This is a genomic window from Leifsonia shinshuensis (assembly GCF_022606355.1).
Classification (GTDB): Bacteria; Actinomycetota; Actinomycetes; order Actinomycetales; family Microbacteriaceae; genus Leifsonia; species Leifsonia shinshuensis_B.
Window position 1 is genome coordinate 179,588 of the sequence record NZ_JAHHZQ010000005.1, and the last position, 15,577, is coordinate 195,164.

The window sequence follows — 15,577 nt, forward strand, 5'->3', positions numbered from 1 at the left end:
CATCAGGTTTCAAATGAGCGCCAAATGCTGTTCATGCACCGTTCATATGAGCGAAAATGAGCACCGGAAGGCTATTGGCGTTCACATCCGGGAGGAGACCCATGCTGACCCATCAGCGCGAAGAGGCCATCGTCGAGCGCGTCCGCACGTCGGGGAGCGCGACGGTCGAGGAGCTGTCCGCGCTGCTCGACGTCAGCGGCACCACCATTCGGCGCGACCTGGAGCGCCTCGAGCTCGCCGGCAGCGTGCGGCGGGTGCACGGCGGCGCCACCCTCCCCGAGGTCGGTCACGACGAGTTCGAGGACCTGGACGCCGACGCCGGCGAGAAGCTGAGCATCGCCGCCGCGACCGCCGGCCTCATCCGGGACGGCGACGTGGTGCTCCTCGACATCGGCCACACCACGCTCGCGATCGCCCGCCACCTCCGCGACCGTCCCGTGACGATCGTCACCAACAACCTCTGGATCCTGCGGGTGCTGGGCGACGACCCGGTGTGCACCCTCATCCTGCTCGGCGGGGCCGTCGGGTCGAAGCCGGGCACCGTGTCCGGCCCGCTCACCGAGCAGATGCTCGCCCTGATCCACGCGGATGTCGCGGTGATCAGCAGCGGCGGTATCCGTCCGGACGGTTCGGTGGTGACCGACCTCAATCAGGAGGCGACGATCAAGCACCGGATGTGCCGCGCGGCCGACCGGACCATCCTGGTGGCGACGTCGCTGAAGTTCCCCGGCGACGGCGCCTTCCAGATCGCCTCCCTGCACGACTTCGACCTGATCGTCACGACGCCGGGGTCGGGCACGGCGACGCTGGAGGGCGTCGGACAGGAGACGCGTGTGGTGATCGCGCCTTAGCCCGCCACCTCCGCATGCCACCCGCACGACCGCCGCGCCACGAATCGGTGCGGCAGCGTCTCGTGCACGTGGGCGTCCTCCGCCGCGATCAGCACCTCGATGGCGCGGGTGGCGAGCTCGGGGATGGGCTGCTGCACGGTCGACAGCGAGGGGACCGCGTACCGCGAGTGCGCCGTCCCGTCGAATCCGACCACCGCGACGTCGTCGGGCACGTGGAGGCCGAGTTCCGCCGCGGCGTAGAGCACGCCGAACGCCTGCTCGTCGGTGGCGACGTAGATCGCCCGTGGACGGTCGCCGCTGGCGAGCCACTGCAGCGCCACGCGGGCGGCGTCGCCGCGGGAGGTCTCGGACCGGCGCTCCGAGGCCTGCACTCCGGGCGACCGGAGGATGGCGCGCGTGAAACCTGCTGCGTGCTGGCGGGAGCCTGCCGAGTCCGTCGGGCCGTTGAGCAGGCCGATCGTGCGGTAGCCGTGGCCGACGAGGTGCTGAGTCGCCTCCTCCGCGGCGTGGTCGTAGTCGATCGTGAGCGAGGAGGCGGGCTGGTCGAGGTCGAGGGGGTGCAGGGCGACGATCGGGATGCCGGCCTCCGCCACGAAGCCGAGCTGCGGGTCGTCCGAGACCGACACCAGGACGATGCCGTCGACGCGACGCTCGATGAACGAGCTCAGCTGCTGCAGCTCCTGCTCCTCGCTGCCCGCGGAGTCGGCGATCAGCAGCAGCCGGCCGCGCGCGGTCGCCGCCGTCTCGAGCGCGCGCGAGACCTCGCCGAAGTAAGGGTTGGCGATGTCGGGCACGATGAGGCCGACCGAGAGCGTCTTGCCCGCGCTCAGCGCGCGGGCGAGCGCGTTGGGCCGGTAGTTCAGCTCGGCCGCGGCGCGCAGCACGCGCTCGCGCGTCGCGGGGGAGACGTTGCGGGGCCCGTTGTTGAAGACATAGCTGACCACCGCCGTGGAGGTCCCCGCCCGCTCGGCGACGTCTCGTCCTGTTGCCACTGCCCCCTCGTTTCCCACGCGTAGCCCTCGATTGTTCTAATCGATTAGAGAAATCCTAGTCATCATCTTGCGGATCCTCCACCGAGCATTTATGGTCATCTAAGCGGTTAGCTCTATCCGCTTAGATTTCGAGAGAAGGACTACCCGATGAAGCGTTCCTCCCTCGCCGTCGCCGCCACCCTGGCGGCGTCGGCGCTGCTGCTCGGCGGCTGTTCAGCCTCCGGCTCCTCGTCTTCCCCGACGACCGGCACGGTCAACCTGCTCGGCCCGGAGGACCCGAAGACGTTCGCCCCGGTGATCGCCGGCTTCGAGGCCGCGAACCCCGGTGACACGGTCAAGTACACGCAGGTGCCGTTCGACCAGCTGAGCAGCACGCTCCAGCAGCGGCTCGCCGCCAAGGACACCACGATCGACGTCTACACGGTCGACCAGCCGAACATCCCGCAGCTCGCGGCGCAGGGTTTCCTCGAAGACCTCTCCGACCTCCAGGGCACGGAGAAGGCGGCGACCTCCGACGCCCAGTACAAGATCAACCTCTACAACGGCAAGATGTGGGCGCTGTCGGTCTGGAACTCGACCCAGCTGATGTTCTACAACAAGGACGCGCTGGCGAAGGCCGGCGTCCAGCCGCCCTCGGCCGACCCGGCCCAGCGCTGGACGTGGGAGCAGACCGAGGCGGCCGGCCGCGCGGCTCAGGCGGCCGGCATCAAGAGCGGACTCCTGATGGAGCAGGTGGAGGCGTACTACCAGCTGCAGCCGCTGATGGAGTCGCTCGGCGGCGGCTCCGGCATCACCGGCAAGCAGATGCTGACCCCCGCCGTCGAGACGGCCGGCTGGCAGAAGGCAATGCAGTGGTACGCCGACAGCTTCGCCAGCGGGCTGTCCCCCCGCGGCGTCGGCGGCTTCCAGACCTCGCCGGTGTTCTCGAACGGCGACGTCGCGTTCTTCGTCGGCGGCCCCTGGGATGTCGGCAACTTCGCCCAGAACGCGAAGTTCGACTGGGGCGTCGCGCCGCTTCCGTACTTCGAGGGCGGCAAGCAGGTCACGCCGACCGGCTCGTGGTCGTGGGGCATCAACCCGGCGTCGAAGAAGAAGGACCTCGCCAAGAAGTTCCTGGAGTACGCGGCGCTGAACCCCGAGGGCAACCTCCTCACCGCCAAGAACACGACCATCATCCCGTCCGTCACCGAGGCGGAGAAGAAGTACCTGCCGACCCTGGAGACCCTCGGCGGCGCACACAGCGCCGGTGTCGAAAAGCTGGTCGCCTACGAGGTGGCGCACACGGCGGTGGCCCGCCCGGTCTCGGTCGGCTACGTGCAGTTCGACTCGGTGATGTCCAAAGCCTTCGCCGACATCCGCAACGGCGCCGACGTGAAGTCCCGCCTCGCCCAGGCGACCCAGCAGCTCAACGACGCCTGGAGCCAGCTGAAATGACCACCGGCACCATCCGTCCCGGAGCCCGCAGCACGGGCTCCGGGACGGGAGCCCCGCAGCGACCGCGAGGGAGGCGCAGCCAGCGCCCGGCGTTGGTCGCCCTGGCGTTCCTCTCGCCGGCGCTCATCGCCCTCCTGGTGCTCCGGCTCGTGCCGGCGGCGGACGCGCTCTGGGAGTCGTTCTTCCACAAGAGCCTGCTGCAGGGCGGCTCGGTGTTCGTCGGCCTCGGCAACTACGCCGAGCTCTTCGCCAACAAGGAGTTCCTGGCGTCGCTGGGCGTCACCCTCCTGTTCACGATCATCGTCAACCCGCTGCAGGTCTGCGTCGCCTTCCTGCTCGCGGTGCTCTACACCAAGCGGAGCGCCGGCTCGAAGCTGTGGCGGTCACTCGTGATCCTGCCGATCGCCGTCCCGCCGGCGGTCTCCGCCGTGATCTGGAGCGTGATCTACCGCCCTGACGGCCTCGCCAACTCGTTCCTGTCGCTCGCCGGCATCCCGCCGCAGCCGTTCCTGACCTCGCCGCAGCAGGCGCTCTGGTGCATCATCGTGCTGCTGTCGTGGATCGGCGTCGGCTACTGGATGCTGTTCCTGATCGCCGGGCTCAACGACATCCCGACCTCGTACTACGAGGCGGCATCGCTCGACGGCGCGTCCGCCTGGCGGCAGCTGTGGAGCATCACCTTCCCGCTGCTGCGCCGGCCGCTCGCGTTCGTGCTCGTGGCCGACACCGTCTCCAACCTGCTCGTCTTCGCGCCGGTGCAGATCCTCACCAAGGGCGGACCGCAAGGCGCGACGAACCTGCTCATGTACGACATCTACAACCGTGCGTACACACTGGGCGACCTCAACAAGGCGCAGGCGGAGGTCATCATCCTGGTGCTGCTCACCGTCGCGATCGTCGCGCTGCAGTTCCGACTCCTGAGGAGCGACGAATCATGACCTCCACCCTCGCTCCGCGCGCCACCCGCTCGCGCAGCAGGCGCACCCTCGCCTACATCGGCCTGAGCGTGGCGGCCGCCATTGTCGGGCTGTTGTTCCTGCTGCCGCTGTGGTGGACGTTCGTCAACTCGCTGCGGCCGGGAGCCGAGACGTTCAGCTACCTGAACCCGCTGCAGTGGCAGACCTTCTTCACGCTCTCCCCGACGCTCGACAACTACCTCTCGCTGCTGAGCAGCGATCTCGGCAGGGCGATCGCCAACTCGCTGTTCGTCAGCCTCACGACCGTTGTCATCGGGCTGGTCATCTGCGCGATGGCCGCGTTCGGGCTGTCGGCGATCCCGTTCCGCGGTAGGGGAGCGCTGTTCTCGATCGTGATCCTGAGCTTCCTGATCCCGTTCGACGCGATCTCCATCCCGCTCGCGGGCCTGTTCCGCGACTGGAACCTGCAGAACACCTTCACCGGCCTGATCCTGCCCGGGATCGGCAACGGCATGGCGATCTTCCTGCTGCGCACCTTCTTCCTCGCCATCCCCGGCGAGCTGGTGGAGGCCGGCCGGCTCGACGGGCTCGGCTGGTGGGGGATCTTCCGGCGCATCTACGTGCCGCTGTCCCGCCCCGCGCTGATCGGCGCCGGGCTGATGCTCTTCCTCTTCCAGTGGCAGGCCTACGTGTGGCCGCTGCTCATGGGCACCGACGACACCCACATCCTCGGCCCGGTCGCCCTGTCGAACCTGCAAGGCCAGTTCAACGTCGACTACGGCGTGATGTTCGCCGCGTCGATCGTGCTGACCATCATCCCGCTCGCGATCATCGTCGCCTGTCAGCGCTACTTCATCCAGTCCGTGAGCACCAGCGGCCTCAAGTAGCCGGCTCGCGCCACCACCTCTCGACACACCAAGGAACACCCATGCCCCACCACCGCATCATCCTCGACACCGACATCGGATCCGACGTCGACGACGCCCTCGCGCTCGTGCAGATCCTCGGCACGCCCTCGCTCGAGCTGGAGGCCGTGACCACCGTCTACGGCGACACCGCCCTCCGCGCCCGCATCGTGCGCCGCTACGCCGCGCTCGCCGGTGTCGACCTGCTCGCCCATCCCGGCGTCGAGACGCCGCTGTCGGGCCGCGAGGTCTGGTGGGCCGGCCACGAGGGCACCCTGCATGACGGCCTCGGTCGCGAGCCCGTGTCCGACGAGCCGGCCGTCGACCACCTCGTCCGCCGGGTGCTGGAGAACCCGGGCGCCATCGACATCGTCGCCATCGGGCCGCTGACCAACATCGCCGCGGCGATCCAGTCGGAGCCGGGGTTCGCCTCCGCGGTGCGCGGCCTCTGGATCATGGGCGGCGCCTTCGCGACGGGCGAGCCCGAGAACGCCGAGCCCGAGCACGCCGAGCCCGAGCACAACTTCCGCTCCGACACCACGGCAGCGCAGATCGTCTTCGACGCCCGAATCCCGACCGTCGTCACCGGCCTGGAGGTGACGCGGCAGGTGGAGATCAGGGACGACAGCGTGCAGCGCATCGCCCAGGCCGGCCCGGCGGGGGAGGCGCTCTACGCCGACATCGCCCAGTGGTGGGAGTTCTGGAGCACGCAGTGGAACGTGCCGCACGACCCGGTGACCGTCCTCACCCTCACGCGGCCCGACCTGTTCGCGTTCAGCGGTCCGGGGACCGTCGCCATCGAGCCCGACGGCGAGGGCGCGGGACGCAGCGTCTTCACCCCCGACGCCGCGGGCTGGGTCCGGGTCGCCACGCGGGCCGACGCGGTCGCCGTCGGCGAGGAGATCGTCCGCTCGATCGTGGCCGCCGCGGCGAACGCGGGAGTTCTCGAAGGCTGACGAGGAATTCCGGCGGCTCGCTCTGGTTGAACACGTCATGACCACCGTAGGAATCATCGGAGCCGGCCACATCGGCCAGGCACTCGCCCGCACCTTCATCCAGCACGGCTACACCGTGACCATCGCGAACTCGCGCGGTCCGGAGACGCTCGCCGACCTCGTCGCCGACCTCGGCCCGTCCGCCACGGCGGCGACCGCCGCCGAGGCCGGCGCCGCAGGCGATTTCGTCGTGGTGACCGTGCCGCTGAAGAACTACCGCGACATCCCGGTGGCGCCGTTGGCTGGCAAGATCGTGATCGACACGAACAACTACTATTTCGAGCGCGACGGCCACATCCCCGAGCTCGACGAGGGCACCGCGACCGTGACGGGACTGCTGCAGGCGCACCTTCCCGAGTCACGGGTGGCCAAGGGCTTCAACCACATCGGCGCCCGCGACATCCCGACCACCGGCTCGCCGGCCGGCACGCCGAACCGCCGCGCGCTCGCGACCGCGAGCGACTTCGAGGACGCCGCGGCCCTGGTGGCGTCCATCTACGACGAGTTCGGCTTCGACGCCGTGAACGTCGGCCCCCTCTCGGAGAGCTGGCGCGTCGAGCGCGACCGCCCGGCCTACGTGGTGCGCCAGAACCGCGAGGAGCTCGAGGCGAACCTGGCCGAGGCGCCCCGGACCATCTGAGACGGTCGCGGCGGCCGCCTCAGGCCGCCGCGATCTGCTCCGCCAACGGGGTGAGCAGGCCGGGCGTGCCGTCCGGCGGCGGCAGGGTCGATGCCGGGGCGCCGCAGCACCGTGTCACTTCATAGCCTTTGGTCGCTGACTTAAGTCTTCCCTCATGGGCGCCCGTGGGACTACCTGGCAGCCTGTGCGGGTATTCGGGATCCGTTGGGACGCGATCGCGGCCACAAACACGCAATCGACTCGCACCTCAAATACGGGCACACCCCGCCGCGTCCGCCGCTGTCGATTGCCCCGATCGTCAAACCCGCCGCAACGTTCTCGTCAACGGCCCCAACCGCGTATTGCTCGTCTTCCGTGGGATGCTATACCAACCCGAGTACCGGCATTGACTCACCGTTCTCAGGGCCGGCACCTGCGGATCCCAACGGGAACGGAACGTCACAGTGCGCTGCGTCCAAAGCATCCGTCGTATTCATCGAGGCGCCACCGCTGGCAGTAGTAGTCGGTGTGGCACTGGCCGGCTGGACATGTGGATCGCTAGGAGGAGGATGAAGTGGAAGGCAACGGGGCGGCGCGCCACTGGCGCGGGGTCGCACTCGGCCTGATCTTTCTGGCGTTGGGTAGCATCCCGGCAATCTTCTTCGGATGGCAGACCACAAGCTATGTACTTGCCGTAGGTGGCCTTTTCCTCGCGGTTGGTGAGCTGATGTGGATCATCTGGTCTCGACGTCGACTTCTTCATGGGGCAGGAGAAGGTGCGGATCCGGATGACAAGAAGAGACCTTGAGAGAAACGGCCCGGCTTTCGTTCAAGAGCAGACGGTCTTCATGCCGCTGGTACGGCACCCTCATCTTACCCTCAGCTCAAACCCCATCCGGCTCAGGCGATTCTCTGTTGCTTGGGGGCCCCGTGGGCGCGGTGTTCGCTCTGGGGGTCTTTTGGTTCGTTGTGATCATTCCATTGGACAACCGGCGGCGGCTGGCTTCTGTCGTGAGGGAATCGTCCGCTCGGCTCGTTTTCGCCGTGCGTGCGGGCGGGGTACTAGGGCACGCATTCGATGTGCTAAAGGCCAGAACGTACGAGTTGCGGTGACTTATCCGAGAGCTGGAGGGAAAGCGATCGAATTCCCCCCTTTGATGGCGCAAGGTCTCGAAGAGCAACTCAAGCGGGAACTCATTGGAAGGAGGGGCTAGATGCGTCGCGAGAGCGGATCCACGCAGCGGACAACTCCCCGGCTTCGCTCGTCGGCAGCTCGTGTTGTTCTTTGGCTGTGTCTACTCGGAGGGGCCGCAGCTTTCAACGCGGCTGTGGTCAGCGGTTCGAGTGCAGAAGGCGCGTTCCGGATCGGCTTGTGGGCTGGATCCGTCGCCGCTGTCGTGCTCTGGATGGTGCCTGTGGTGCTGGGCGAGTGGTGTGCCGTCACGCGAACCATGGCCGTCCGTCAGTTGGCTCCACGTTCCCAGCTCTGGGATTCCACGCTCGATCCCGCCACCGTGGCAAGTCTCGCGAGCATGGGCGTGGAGGTATCGAAACGGCCGTGGATCCGTTCGTGGGAGAAGGGACTTCTCGTGGCGGTCGATGAACACACCATCCGTGTCTTTGCCGGCGCGCGGACTGTGATCAGCCTTCTCGAGATCGAGCGCTCGAACGTGCATTCCGTGAGCGTGGTGCGTGTGAGCAATGGGTGGCGAAACCTCCCCGCGGTACGCATCACTCTGACGGAGTCGGCTGCGCTACACGCCCTCTACCTGAGCGTTCGTTCCAGGCGTTGGCCGGGCGCTGCACGAGTCAAGGAGTGCACAGAGTTATGTGACCAGCTGGCCTCGTCGTCAGGCTTCATCCGAGATCGCGTCGTATCGTCGGTCGGCGAAGGGCCCGCTGGGGGCTCCCGAATGATCGTCCCGACGGGATGGTCTGCCCGTGATCGTTTCCGCTCGTGGTACCTCTCGAGTGTCATCATCGGCGCGCTGTACGTCACTGGGATTGTGGACAGGGTCGCAGCGTTTCTCACGGCACACCTGCCGGCGGTGTATGGCGGGATCGCGGCCTCGCCATTGAGCCTGTGGCTCCTGGGGCTCGTCATCGTGGGATACCGGGCGCTGTTCGGCGCCGCTTTGCTGTCAGAGCTCTCGGCCGGCTACACCACGCTGCGCTGGCTTGTCGGCATCGTTCCTCAGGTCGATCACGCATCGGGAACGGTTCTGCGGATGCCTGGCGATCAGCCACTCTCGCGCGCTGAGGAGAATCAAGCCTTCGCCCGGTTGAGATCGAGGGCGAGATAGTGGGCGGGACTCGGTCGGCCGATTGGCGCTAAACGGTCCAATGGGACCTCGACAACATGCCGAGGGCGTGCGGGGCGGCCAGGCAGAGCAGCCCGATCGCGTTTCGGCTGACCTGACATGACGAAGATCAGCCTGAGAGCACGGCTCATCCGTACCTGGCAACCACTCGTCGGAACGAACTACGTACGGAGAGTGTCACGAGCGTGGGCGCCGGTAGAAGGGTTTCTCGTGCTGCTCCCGCTCTGGTGGATCGTCGGGATAGCCCACTCAGCTCTCGGAGGTCAGGCAAGGGTCGTTCTCGGCAACCTCAACGCTGCATTCGGGGCGGTCATCATCGGCATTCTCGCGCTGGTGCCATGGCTCCTTCATCGGGTGAAGCGATCCATCCGACGCAACCTTCGAGATCGCGGCTTCACTGTGGAGCATTCCCCGCCACTCGTCTCGCCGCGAGCCTCCGGGAGTGGTTGGGGCGCGAGCAGCTGGTTGCCGCTGATGTGCAGGAGATGCTGGACCTTTCTTACAGTCCATGACCACTCCCTCCAACAAACCTCCCCGGCTCACCCCACCCCCACGAACAACTGCTCCGCGCGCTTTTCGTCGGCACCGCCTCCGGTACGGCTGTGCAATGACGATTCCCGCCGGCGCTCCCGACTCGTCGGCCTCCACAACGACGGAGTCAAGGCGGGGCCGGTACGGGGCGCGAAGCCGTCCCAGATGATGGCCGCACGGTGGGGGAATGTGGTGCCGACCTGTTCGCGGATGCCGGCCGGTATGTCCTTCAGCCGCGGCGTCGAGCGCGGTGCCCGCGTCGGAGCGGTCGAATCGTTCGTACGCGCGGCCCGGGTCAATGGCCGAGAGGCGCCTACCTTCCGGATCGGCGGCCGATCTACTGTGGGCGTCGATAACATGACGCAAGGTTGGAACGTCAAATGGAACGATAGTGGTCAGGGGCAGCTAGTGGATCTACGCACGTCTGCTGGCTGGCGGCGCCTTGGCCTGAGCACACTGGTCGTTGCGGCGCCTGTCGGCCTCAGCATGTTCGGGTTCTTGCTTTTCGATATTCAGGGATTCATGCAATCCGGCTGGGCGATCTGGGTATTGCTTGCGTGCCTCTTCGTTCCGTACGCCCTCGGCTACACCGCGGATATGCTGCGCCGGCGAGAGGCACGGAGGGGCGAAGAACCTGCGGGTGATGCGTCCCCGCTCGTGTTGGTCCGCGGCGCGAGCGGGGTGGGACCAATAGGAGAGAGTTCCCTTTCTCGCCGCGGGGCGCGCTCCAGCAACCTGTGGATCTGGGTCGGGTTGGTGCTCGTGATCGCCTACGCGGTCTTCCGAATCGTCTGGGCGTTGGCCAACGGTGCTGTGTTCGATTGGACGGCCGTGATCGCTCTGGTGGCCCTAGCGGCAGTTGCGATCATCTTGCCGAGCGCGACCACGTGGCAGCGATTCCGCAGATCCGCGGGCATGATCGGGGGGTCGGCCGTTGCCTGGCCGACATTCCGTACCGACCAATTCGCCGCCGAGCTCCACCGCAGCCGGCCGGGCGCCACCATCCCGCAAGACCTCATTCTCTCGGCGAGCGAATCGGCTGTGTCCGTGTGGACCACTGAACGTGAGCCGAAGCTTCTCGTGTCCCTTCCACGCGACGCGACGACGACGATCCGCGCTGCGAAGATCCGCGACCGACTCGGCTCCACGGGAATCCGCATCGACCATCAGGAGGGCGCCGACGAGTACGCATTCGAGCTGGTCGTGCGGCGAAGGGGCATCTTCACGTACTTCCGCACGGATCAAACCACCGCCGAGATGTGTGCGAGTGAAATCGTTTCGGCTCGGCCATCCGAGCCCAAACGCTAGAAGCGGATCAAGGGTGCAGAAGAGGCACCAGCAGCTGCCAATGCGGCGCGAAGGGCGGCCGAAATCGCCGCTGAGAGTGGGCTTATTAGAGGGACAAAGGTCTCCGCGCAGGCGGTCAGCAACACTGTTTCTACGGCCATCACGGCTGTGGCTTCGACGTCTGGCCCCGCACCCACCGCCACATTGGCTACACCTCGTGGTGGAGAAGTCGCTTGGTAGGAAAGCAACCGTGACAGATCAGCAAGCTTCAGACGCTCTCGGTCCTCGCGGAGTCCGCTCGTCGTGTGTACGGTTTGCATCTACGTGATCGTCCGTTGGGCGTTCTTCATGGGCGTCCGTCGGGTTTCCGCACAAGAAGGCTCCATCGAGAAAGTGGCACGACGAATAGGTTGGCTATTTCGCAAATCCGCTTGTTGGTGGAGCGGGACCGAACGGTGTGCGACGCACACCGTGTCACATCACCGCCTGTGATCGCGGCCAAAACACGCAATCGACTCGCACCTCAATCACGGGCACAGGTGTGCCGTCCGGGGGGCCAAACCGATAACCCCGGCGTGTGCGAATTGAAGAGGCGTACAGTATCTGCAATCGATGCATGAGAATTGCACGAGACGAACGCCGGGAATGCGATCCAGGCCGAATCTTCGACTCCCGCTCACCCCCGCACCCTCCCACTCACCAGAAACGCCGTCCCGAAGCACAGTTCCGCCCACGACGTCTCGGCCAGGCTCGACCGCGCAGCCATGCGGATCTCCTCCCACGGTCGGCGCGCGATCCACTCGTCGAGGGAGGCGGACGAGCCGACGCCGACGACGGCGACGCCGAGCCGGGACAGCCAGCGGGGCGTCACGGACGGGATCTTCAGGTCGAGAACGGCAAGCCGTCCGCCCGGCCCGAGCGCCGCAGCGGCGTGGGCGATGACCAGACCGCGGTCGGGCACCTGGGTCAGCGCGTAGGTGGACAGCACCGCGTCGACCCCGGTGGGGAAGTCGAAACCCGCCGCGTCCGCCTGGACGAGGCGCACGTTGCTCCAGCCCGCGGCCTCCACCCGGCGCTCCGCGCGCGCCAGCATCGCATCGGTCAGGTCGACTCCGACGATGCGGCCTCGCGGCCCGATCGCGCGCTCCAGCAGCGCGAAGTTCAGGCCGGTGCCGCACGCGAGGTCGACCACGGTGGCGCCGGCGTGGAGGCCGAGCGCGCGCACCGCGAGCAGGCGCTGCCCGTGTTGCGGGTAGCCGGGCACGGGTGAGAGCCGGGAGGTCACGTCGTAGTGGGCGGCCTTCCTCCGGTATGTCTCGATCAGGCGCTCCCTGGTGCGGTCCGCCTCCGTCACGGCGACCCCGCCCCCGCCTGCACGTCCGCTTCGACCGCGGCCCGGATCCCCGTCATCTCCCGGTCGCTCACCCGCTGGATCTGCGCCTGGAGGGCACGCGCGGGGTAGACGCGCATGACGTTGGCGATGTCGACCTCCACCCACATCATGGCCGCGGTGCCCGCCCCGCCCACCGGCACGAACTCCATGCCCCAGCGTGCCGCCGACGTGCCCATCGTGCCGGCGAACGCCATCGCCTTCGGCTCGTCCACCGCGGTCACCCGCTCGCTCCGGCGGTGGTCCACACCCAGGTCACGAGCCCGCTGGTCCACCCAGGCGCCGGGCCGCAGCGGTCCGCCGCCGCGGATCCGGCACTCGAGCACGGTGGGCGCCCACTCCGCCCACCGGCCGACGTCGCACAGGTACGCCCACACCGTGTCGATGCTCGCGGCGACGATGATGCGGCTCTCGGTTCGGATGGTGCTGTGTCGCTGGGTCATGGACCGACGGGGCGGCGGCGTCCGGCTGCGGGCGTGCGCCCTCCGACCTCCTCAGAGGGTTACACGAGGTGGAGGCGTACGGGGTTCACATCCCGCGCGGGACCCGCACCTTCAGCGCCCCCGGATCGACGCGCGTGCGCAGCGCCGTGACACGGCCGAAGAGGTCGCCGTCGAGCTCGACCTGCTGCGGGCGGTCGAGCTTCACGACGAGCTCGCGGCCCTTCACGTAGTTCATCGCCCGCACCTCCCGCCCGGCGCCCATCAGCCGGCGGCCGGCGCTCGTCCGCCGCAGTACGCCGTTCTCCCAGAAGACTTTGACGACGATCCGCAGCCAGCCGACGACGCCCTCGGGCCGCAGGACCACGATGTCGAGCTCGCCGTCGTCGACCGCGGCGTCGGGAAGCAGCAGGATGTTGGCCGGCAGCGATCCGCAGTTGCCGACCAGGACGGAGTGGGCGTGCGTCGAATGCGTCCGGCCGCCGTCGAGCTGGTAGCGCAGCCGCAGCTCGTTCTTGTCGCGCAGCACGGTGCCGATGGCTTTGACGTACGCGAGCCAGCCCGCCTTCGCCTTCAGCTCGTCGTCGGTGGCGGCGATCATCTGCGCGTCGATGCCGAGCCCGGCCATCACCAGGAACACGCGCTTCTCGGTCCGTGCGCCGTCGCGGAGCTCGGCGATGCCGACGTCGATGAGGCGGTCGGTGCCATCGAACGCGGTGGCGAGCGCGTGCTCCACGTCGTCGAGCGTCAGGTCGAGGTTGCGCGCGAGGAGGTTGCCCGTGCCGGCGGGCAGCAGCGCCAGGGGGGTGTCGCTGCCGCGCAGCTCCTCGGCGACCGTGCGCACGGTGCCGTCGCCTCCCGCGGCGATGACGATGTCGACACCGCGCGCGAGGGCCTCCCGGGCTTGGCCCGTTCCCGGATCGTCCTCGGTGGTCTCCAACCAGAGGGTCTCCTCCCAGCCGTGCCGCTGCTCGGCCGCCTCGAGCGCGGCGCGCAACGCGGCCGCGTCCGTCTTCACCGGGTTGACCACGATCGCGGCCCTGCTCATCCGACTCCCCTCGACAGTGCGACAGTACGCTCGCCGGTCGTGTCCGCAACTCCGGAGGCTGGGCGCGCCACGCCGCCGCGCCATCCGCAACTCCGGAGAACCGCCGCGATCCCGCCCGATTCTCCGGAGTTGTTCACGGCGTCACGGCCCCCGCAGCTCCGGAGATCCATCGCGATCCCGCCCGATTCTCCGGAGTTCCGGAGGCGACACGCGACGCGGCCGGTGGGCCTCCGGAGTTGCCGACACACCCGGGTCAGTCGCGGTCGGCCAGCGCCGTCAGCCGCGCCAGGAACGCGACGACGGTCTGCGACCTCTCGGGGCCGAGGTCGGCCGCGACGTCGAGCATCCTCCGGTGCATGGCGGTGAGCGTGTGCCGCACTTCCTCGTCGGCGCCCGGCGTCGCGCGGATGGTGAGGCTGCGCCGGTCGCTGGGGTGCGGATGCCGCGAGATGTGGCCGGAAGCGGTGAGCCGGTCGAGCATGGCGGTGACCGAGGACGACTTCATACCGAGGTACCCGCCCAGCTGGACCGGTGTCGTGAAGCGTCCCTCCTCCTGCGACTTCAGGAGGAACTTCAGTGCCCGCAGGTCGGCCTCCCCCATGCGCATCGACTCGCGCGTGCGCCGGCGCATCGCCTGCTCAGCAGTCCGGTACTCGCGCAGGGACGCGATGACACTCACCGCGTGCGCGGGAGCATCGTCGAACCAGGGTCTGTCGCTCATCGGGTCGATCTCGATCGCAGGCTCGCCTCACTCGGCTGAGCGCGCCTTCGCCTGTTGCTTGCTCGAGGTCGGGTTGTCGATGCGGTCGACGGCATCGCGCAGGCGGTCCATGAACTCCACGACGGTCGCGGCGTCCTCCGGGCTGAGGTCCGACGCGACCTCCACCAGCTCTTCGCGCACGTCGCCCAGGATCGCCCTGTGGATCTCGTCGGTCGGCACGGTGGGGATGATGATCAACGCACGGCGGTCGAACGGGCTGGGCTCGCGGCGGATGTGCCCTGTCTTCTCGAGCCGGTCGAGCAGCACCGTGATCGACGAGCTCTGGATGCCGAGGTACTCGGCGAGCTCCCGCGGGCCGACCGTCACGCCGCGCTCGTGCGCCCGGAGGAGGTAGCGCAGAGCCGAGATGTCGTTCTCGTTCATGCGCATGGTCTTCTCGGACCGGCGCTGCATGGCGCTGTCCGCGGCCCCGTAGGCGCGGACATGCTCCAGCACGTCGATCGCCCGCTCGCGATCCGTCTCGGCGCTGTACCAGTAGTGGGGCGCCGGACGCTTGTCGTCCGTCGTCATGGAAAAGATGATAGACCAGCTACAAGCTAGAAGGTCTAGCGAGTGGCGAGAGCGACCCGTCGCGCCGTCGGCCGCTCGCGGCGCTCGCGGTATGCGCCGAGGTTGGTCGGCTCCTCGGTGACGAGCAGCCCGCTCGCGCGGCTGGCCATCTCCACCATGCTGTTGAGCCAGGCGTCGTTGAGGCGTCCGGGTTCGGCCTGGTCGAAGTCGTACCGGATCGAGATGGCGTTGTCGATCCAGAGCGAGGTGCGCGCGGAATCGCCGGCCTCCGTGGATGCCCAGCTGAGGAGGAACGGCTCGCGCCGCCGAAGCTTGAGCGTCACGGCCGCTTGCAGGTGCGCCAGCGTCCTGTCGTCGAAGGTGAAACTCTCGCCGTCGTAGGTCAACGTCCCCATCGTCATCTCCTTCGTTTCTGTCGAGTCGCACCGAGCCTAGCGGGTTGCTAGAGAATCTAGCTACATCAGTCTCTAGATGCTCAATCGGCACAACTAATTAGCATCTCGGCCGCGCAAAATCAACCCCCCAGCCAAAAGTTGCTACGACGATCGATTAGCTA

At 67.8% G+C, this 15,577-nt stretch carries 16 protein-coding genes; 9 read left to right on the forward strand and 7 right to left on the reverse strand.

The window, feature by feature from the left end; genetic code table 11:
• The first annotated feature begins 101 nt into the window (after positions 1 to 101).
• Entirely contained in the window at positions 102 to 851 is a 750-nt protein-coding gene (locus tag KNO15_RS19520) for a DeoR/GlpR family DNA-binding transcription regulator (RefSeq protein ID WP_241705486.1), read from the forward strand.
• Here KNO15_RS19520 and KNO15_RS19525 read toward each other — a convergent pair.
• Positions 848 to 1,843 carry a LacI family DNA-binding transcriptional regulator gene (locus KNO15_RS19525; protein WP_241705487.1) on the reverse strand — a complete coding sequence of 332 codons (996 nt, stop codon included), beginning with the start codon at positions 1,841 to 1,843 and terminating at the stop codon, positions 848 to 850. The genes KNO15_RS19520 and KNO15_RS19525 overlap by 4 nt on opposite strands.
• Positions 1,844 to 1,990: 147 nt before the next feature.
• On the opposite strand from KNO15_RS19525, the gene KNO15_RS19530 reads away from it, so the two are divergent.
• The 8 genes from KNO15_RS19530 (at position 1,991) to KNO15_RS19565 (ending at position 10,873) form a co-directional block, all read left to right on the forward strand.
• Entirely contained in the window at positions 1,991 to 3,277 is a 1,287-nt protein-coding gene (locus KNO15_RS19530) for an ABC transporter substrate-binding protein (protein ID WP_241705488.1), read from the forward strand.
• On the forward strand, positions 3,274 to 4,215 hold the full coding sequence (locus KNO15_RS19535) for a carbohydrate ABC transporter permease (protein WP_241705489.1): 942 nt from the start codon (positions 3,274 to 3,276) through the stop codon (positions 4,213 to 4,215). The genes KNO15_RS19530 and KNO15_RS19535 overlap by 4 nt, the downstream gene beginning before the upstream one ends.
• Positions 4,212 to 5,081 (forward strand): carbohydrate ABC transporter permease, encoded by an 870-nt coding sequence (locus KNO15_RS19540; RefSeq protein ID WP_241705490.1) that lies wholly within the window; start codon positions 4,212 to 4,214, stop codon positions 5,079 to 5,081. The genes KNO15_RS19535 and KNO15_RS19540 overlap by 4 nt, the downstream gene beginning before the upstream one ends.
• A gap of 41 nt (positions 5,082 to 5,122) precedes the next feature.
• Positions 5,123 to 6,055: a nucleoside hydrolase gene (locus KNO15_RS19545; RefSeq protein WP_241705491.1), complete on the forward strand. Its 933-nt coding sequence runs from the start codon at positions 5,123 to 5,125 to the stop codon at positions 6,053 to 6,055.
• A 22-nt stretch (positions 6,056 to 6,077) separates the two neighbouring features.
• Positions 6,078 to 6,734: an NADPH-dependent F420 reductase gene (locus tag KNO15_RS19550; RefSeq protein WP_278046619.1), complete on the forward strand. Its 657-nt coding sequence runs from the start codon at positions 6,078 to 6,080 to the stop codon at positions 6,732 to 6,734.
• A 553-nt stretch (positions 6,735 to 7,287) separates the two neighbouring features.
• The gene (locus KNO15_RS19555) at positions 7,288 to 7,521 is read left to right on the forward strand and encodes a hypothetical protein (protein WP_241705493.1); all 234 of its coding nucleotides are present in this window, start codon (positions 7,288 to 7,290) and stop codon (positions 7,519 to 7,521) included.
• Between the two features lie 406 nt (positions 7,522 to 7,927).
• On the forward strand, positions 7,928 to 9,016 hold the full coding sequence (locus tag KNO15_RS19560; protein ID WP_241705494.1) for a hypothetical protein: 1,089 nt from the start codon (positions 7,928 to 7,930) through the stop codon (positions 9,014 to 9,016).
• Positions 9,017 to 9,730: 714 nt separating this feature from the next.
• Positions 9,731 to 10,873: a hypothetical protein gene (locus KNO15_RS19565; RefSeq protein WP_241705495.1), complete on the forward strand. Its 1,143-nt coding sequence runs from the start codon at positions 9,731 to 9,733 to the stop codon at positions 10,871 to 10,873.
• A gap of 655 nt (positions 10,874 to 11,528) precedes the next feature.
• Here KNO15_RS19565 and KNO15_RS19570 read toward each other — a convergent pair.
• From KNO15_RS19570 to KNO15_RS19595, 6 genes are all read right to left on the reverse strand, one after another.
• Positions 11,529 to 12,206: a class I SAM-dependent methyltransferase gene (locus tag KNO15_RS19570; RefSeq protein WP_241705496.1), complete on the reverse strand. Its 678-nt coding sequence runs from the start codon at positions 12,204 to 12,206 to the stop codon at positions 11,529 to 11,531.
• Positions 12,203 to 12,685: an SRPBCC family protein gene (locus KNO15_RS19575; RefSeq protein ID WP_241705497.1), complete on the reverse strand. Its 483-nt coding sequence runs from the start codon at positions 12,683 to 12,685 to the stop codon at positions 12,203 to 12,205. Before KNO15_RS19575 ends, KNO15_RS19570 begins: the two co-directional genes overlap by 4 nt.
• Before the next feature lie 85 nt (positions 12,686 to 12,770).
• The gene (locus tag KNO15_RS19580; RefSeq protein ID WP_241705498.1) at positions 12,771 to 13,730 is read right to left on the reverse strand and encodes a diacylglycerol/lipid kinase family protein; all 960 of its coding nucleotides are present in this window, start codon (positions 13,728 to 13,730) and stop codon (positions 12,771 to 12,773) included.
• Positions 13,731 to 13,983: 253 nt separating this feature from the next.
• Complete coding sequence (locus tag KNO15_RS19585; protein ID WP_241705499.1) at positions 13,984 to 14,451, reverse strand: MarR family winged helix-turn-helix transcriptional regulator; 468 nt, start codon at positions 14,449 to 14,451, stop codon at positions 13,984 to 13,986.
• A 27-nt stretch (positions 14,452 to 14,478) separates the two neighbouring features.
• Entirely contained in the window at positions 14,479 to 15,021 is a 543-nt protein-coding gene (locus KNO15_RS19590; RefSeq protein WP_241705500.1) for a MarR family winged helix-turn-helix transcriptional regulator, read from the reverse strand.
• Between the two features lie 35 nt (positions 15,022 to 15,056).
• Positions 15,057 to 15,416: a DUF7882 family protein gene (locus KNO15_RS19595; protein ID WP_241705501.1), complete on the reverse strand. Its 360-nt coding sequence runs from the start codon at positions 15,414 to 15,416 to the stop codon at positions 15,057 to 15,059.
• Positions 15,417 to 15,577: the final 161 nt, after the last annotated feature.

Coding starts and splice junctions, on each gene's coding strand:
- KNO15_RS19585 (WP_241705499.1), bottom strand. CDS start 14,451: ATGAGCGACAGACCCTGGTTCGACGATGCTCCCGCGCACGCGGTGAGT.
- KNO15_RS19595 (WP_241705501.1), bottom strand. CDS start 15,416: ATGGGGACGTTGACCTACGACGGCGAGAGTTTCACCTTCGACGACAGG.
- KNO15_RS19560 (WP_241705494.1), top strand. CDS start 7,928: ATGCGTCGCGAGAGCGGATCCACGCAGCGGACAACTCCCCGGCTTCGC.
- KNO15_RS19520 (WP_241705486.1), top strand. CDS start 102: ATGCTGACCCATCAGCGCGAAGAGGCCATCGTCGAGCGCGTCCGCACG.
- KNO15_RS19545 (WP_241705491.1), top strand. CDS start 5,123: ATGCCCCACCACCGCATCATCCTCGACACCGACATCGGATCCGACGTC.
- KNO15_RS19540 (WP_241705490.1), top strand. CDS start 4,212: ATGACCTCCACCCTCGCTCCGCGCGCCACCCGCTCGCGCAGCAGGCGC.
- KNO15_RS19530 (WP_241705488.1), top strand. CDS start 1,991: ATGAAGCGTTCCTCCCTCGCCGTCGCCGCCACCCTGGCGGCGTCGGCG.
- KNO15_RS19590 (WP_241705500.1), bottom strand. CDS start 15,021: ATGACGACGGACGACAAGCGTCCGGCGCCCCACTACTGGTACAGCGCC.
- KNO15_RS19535 (WP_241705489.1), top strand. CDS start 3,274: ATGACCACCGGCACCATCCGTCCCGGAGCCCGCAGCACGGGCTCCGGG.
- KNO15_RS19575 (WP_241705497.1), bottom strand. CDS start 12,685: ATGACCCAGCGACACAGCACCATCCGAACCGAGAGCCGCATCATCGTC.
- KNO15_RS19565 (WP_241705495.1), top strand. CDS start 9,731: ATGATGGCCGCACGGTGGGGGAATGTGGTGCCGACCTGTTCGCGGATG.
- KNO15_RS19580 (WP_241705498.1), bottom strand. CDS start 13,730: ATGAGCAGGGCCGCGATCGTGGTCAACCCGGTGAAGACGGACGCGGCC.